This is a genomic window from Nocardioides sp. (assembly GCF_034670285.1).
Lineage (GTDB): Bacteria > Actinomycetota > Actinomycetes > Propionibacteriales > Nocardioidaceae > Nocardioides.
The window spans coordinates 1-3,526 of record NZ_JAXMNS010000391.1 but is presented as its reverse complement, the minus strand read 5'-3'; the positions used below and the strand labels follow the sequence as shown (position 1 = coordinate 3,526).

The window sequence follows — 3,526 nt, the reverse complement described above, 5'->3', positions numbered from 1 at the left end:
CCTCGATCAGGCACGACTTGACGAAGTCCTCGCCGAACGGCGTCAGGTGGATGCTGCGGCGCACCACCTTGGCGAACTTGACCGAGTGCATCGCGGCCAGCACGTCGGGCTGCGCTTCGAGCACCTGGTAGTCCATCGGGTCGCGCAGGCTCTCGCGGGAGAACCAGACGAGCCCCAGCCGGTTGAGGTTGTTGAGGTACGCCGGCACGTGGTCGACGTAGCGGCAGCCGGCGCGGGGCCCGATCATCGTCAGGCCAGGGGCGATCAGCTGCGAGCTGACCATCCCGACCGGACCGCCGGTGCGGACGTCGACGCTGGGTTGCGGTCCACCCGTGAGCAGCAGCACCAGCACCCGCGCCTCGTCGGGCGCCAGCTCGGTGAGGATGCGCTCGTACGCCGGGTGGCCCTGCTCGGTGCTCCACACGTCGCGGGAGCGCTCGAGCAGGTCCTGACCGAGCTCACGCAGGGTCGGCGGCGGGGAGACCCGCGAGCTGACGATCTGGGCGCCGACGACGTCCTCGTCGTCGTCCGTCTCGGAGATCCCGCCGAGGCTCTGCCCGGCCGCGAGCAGCGCACTGCCGACCGGCACGCCGCTGGAGAGGTCGCGAGCCAACCGACTCACGACCGAAGCCGCCTCGCCTGCCTCGCGGGCGATGGCGGCGGCCTCCCGCCGGTCGGTGAGGGCACGTCCGGCTCGCAGCCACGACTTCGCGGAGGTCTTCACGCCCCACTCGGTCGTGTGCCAGGCGGCGTGCGCGGCCACCCGCGCCAGGCCCGGGAGGGAGTCGACGACGGCGGGGTCGATCAGGGCCGGCGGGCGCCGCTGGCCGTTGCGGGGGGTCTCGTGCTCGTCCACGTGCTCATCCTCCCTGGACGCCGAAGATCGCGAGGTGCAGGAAGCCTCCTGCGGCTCCCATGATCGCGCCGTGGGCATACAACATCCACTCGTCCTCCTTGATCGCCGACCGCATCATGTCGACGAAGTCCTGGGGCGGCAGCTCCTTGGTGCGCCGCGCGACCAGGACCCGGATCTTGTCGGCCTGCTGGGCGCTGAACTCGCGGTCGCGGAACGGCGTCAACGTGCGGCCGACCGCCTCCTTGGCGACCGAGTCGCGGATCGTGTCGAAGCGGGCCGATCCCATGGCGACGCGCAGGGCCCCGCGAGCCGGACCGGCGGCCTGGTCGATGGCCGGGCGCAGCGCCGTGGCGAGCATCTGACGCGTGCGGTCGCCACGTGGGCCGTCGAGGAGGAAGTCCCCGATGCGCTCGAGGGTGATCACGTCGTCGGCGATGATCTTGGCGTAGACCTCCGCGGCCTCGCTCTGGCGCCTCGGGAAGAGCCCCTGCACCGGGATCCCGAGGATCCGCTTCGGCTCCGGCGGCTCGAAGATCAGCCACATCCCGAGGGAGTTGGTGACCCAGCCGACCACGACGCCGAGCAGGGGCAGCAGGTACCACTGGTGGAAGATGCTGTCGATGATCGCGACCGGGATGCCGAGCAGGAACCCGAAGACGAAGCCGAAGCGCACCATCAGGTCGAGCTCGCGCTGCCCGAAGTCGCGGAAGATCCGCACCACCAGCTCGGGGTTCTCCTGGAAGTGGTCGATCACCATGATCTTGGGATCGAGCAGCTGGTCGATGTGGATGCCGATCTCGGTGGTCACCTTGCCCACGACGCTCGGCAGCTGCGCCTGGACCCGCGAGTAGACGGCCTCCTTCACCGGCCGCGGCAGGTCGTTCCACAGCCGCGGGTGCTCGGTGCTCAGCACCCGGTCGACGAGGTCCGGCACCTCGGGGCGGAAGGTCTCGACGATGTGCTCGGCGATCTTCTCCGGCTCGAGCTGCTGGTAGAACTCCCCCGGCGTGCCCAGCTTGGCGATGGCCTTGTCGACCGCGATCGACCCCATCTTGGCGGCACGCGCGGGGATGATGCCCTGCCAGCCGACGCCGCCCTGGAGGAGCCCCGGCACCTCCTGGATCTTGCGCGGGAGCACCGTGGCGAGCTCGCGCATCCCGGGCACCTTGATGCCGTGGAAGCGGAGCGGGGCGAAGAGCATCACCAGGCCGGACCAGTTGATGGCCCAGCCGACCACGCCGGTGAACAGCGGGATGGTGAGGAAGGCGACGAGGTCGAGTCCGCGCACGTAGTCGACCAGGAGGTCGGTCAACCAGTCCACGTCGTCACCCTTCGCCACCCGTCAGCACGCCTCAGCAACATGGACGGCGTTCGCGCCGCCCGTGGGCAGCGTAGTGCCTGGCTAGACCGTTGGCACTGTTTGATGCGACACAATGTCGCAGACACTTCGACGTCGCTGACGGCGGACGAGCGCGTCTCAGCGGTTGCGACGCCAGACCACGACCGAGGACTCGGCAGTCGAGGGGCGCAGCACCGGCAACCGGTTGGGCCCGGACTCGGCCCGGCGGGCCACCAGTGCCTGGCGCAGGGCTGCGCGGGTGGCGTCGAGCTCGGCCTGGAGCTCGGCGTTGCGAGCAGCGAGCGCGCTCGCACGGTGCTCCATCTCGAGGATTCGGCGCACCCCTTCGATGCCGATCCCGGACGACGTCAGCTCGGCGATCGAGCGGAGCAGCTCGATGTCGCGCAGCGAGTAGCGGCGACCGCCGCCACCGGTGCGACCGGGGGTGATGAGGCCGAGCCGCTCGTAGGTGCGCAGGGTCTGCGGGTGCAGCCCGGTGAGCTCGGCGGCGACGCTGATGACGTAGACGGCTGCCTCGGGGGCGGGCCCCTGCGAGAACGGCACCCCGCCGGAGACGCCGCCACCGGTCACGCCGTCCATCACGCCTCCTCGAAGAGCGCCGCTCGCAGCGGGCGGGACGCGGTTGCCTCGCGGTAGGCCTCGACCGCACTGCGCGCCGCCTCGTCGAGCACCGCGGGCACGTGCACCTCGACGGTGGCGAGCAGGTCGCCGCGGGTGCCGTCGGCCTTCGGCGCTCCCTTGCCGCGCACCCGGAAGGTGCGACCGTTGGGGGTGCCGGACGGGACGCGCAGCGTCACCGGCGCACCGCCCAGGGTCGGGATCTTGATCTCCGCCCCGAGGGCGAGCTCGTCGAACCCGACCGGGACGTCGATCGTCAGGTTGTCGTCCTTGCGGCCGAAGAGCCGGTGCCCGGAGACCTTGACGCTCACGTAGAGGTCACCGGCCGGGCCGCCGTCCTCGCCGGGGGCGCCCTTGCCGCGCAGACGGATGCGCTGACCGTCCTTCACCCCGGCCGGGATGCGGGCCTGGATCGTGCGCGCCGACGAGCCGCGACCGCTGCCGTGGCAGGTCGGGCAGGGCTCGTCGTAGACCAGCTGCCGACCCGCGCAGGCCGGGCACGTCTCGTTCATCGAGAACGCGCCGCCCATGCTCGCGGTGACGTAGCCGGCCCCCTCGCAGGTGCCGCAGATGTGGGGGCGGGTGCCGGGCTTGCCGCCGGTGCCGGAGCACGCCGGGCACGCCGCATCCGAGGTCAGGCGCAACGAGATGGTGACGCCGTCGATGGCGTCGGTGAAGCCGATCGTCGCGGA

At 71.4% G+C, this 3,526-nt stretch carries 4 protein-coding genes; all 4 read right to left on the bottom strand.

What is annotated here, in order from left to right:
* Window positions 1–856 (bottom strand): Abi-alpha family protein (locus VOI19_RS16430; protein ID WP_323794042.1); only part of this gene is annotated, 856 nt, incomplete at its 3' end.
* Window positions 857–860: 4 nt separating this feature from the next.
* Window positions 861–2,177: a hypothetical protein gene (locus VOI19_RS16425; RefSeq protein WP_323794041.1), complete on the bottom strand. Its 1,317-nt coding sequence runs from the start codon at window positions 2,175–2,177 to the stop codon at window positions 861–863.
* A gap of 156 nt (window positions 2,178–2,333) precedes the next feature.
* Window positions 2,334–2,795, bottom strand: coding sequence for a heat shock protein transcriptional repressor HspR (locus tag VOI19_RS16420; RefSeq protein ID WP_323794040.1), 462 nt, complete (start codon window positions 2,793–2,795; stop codon window positions 2,334–2,336).
* Window positions 2,795–3,526, bottom strand: a 732-nt coding sequence (locus tag VOI19_RS16415) for a DnaJ C-terminal domain-containing protein (protein WP_323794039.1), incomplete at its 5' end; no start/stop codon positions are given. The genes VOI19_RS16420 and VOI19_RS16415, both read right to left, overlap by 1 nt.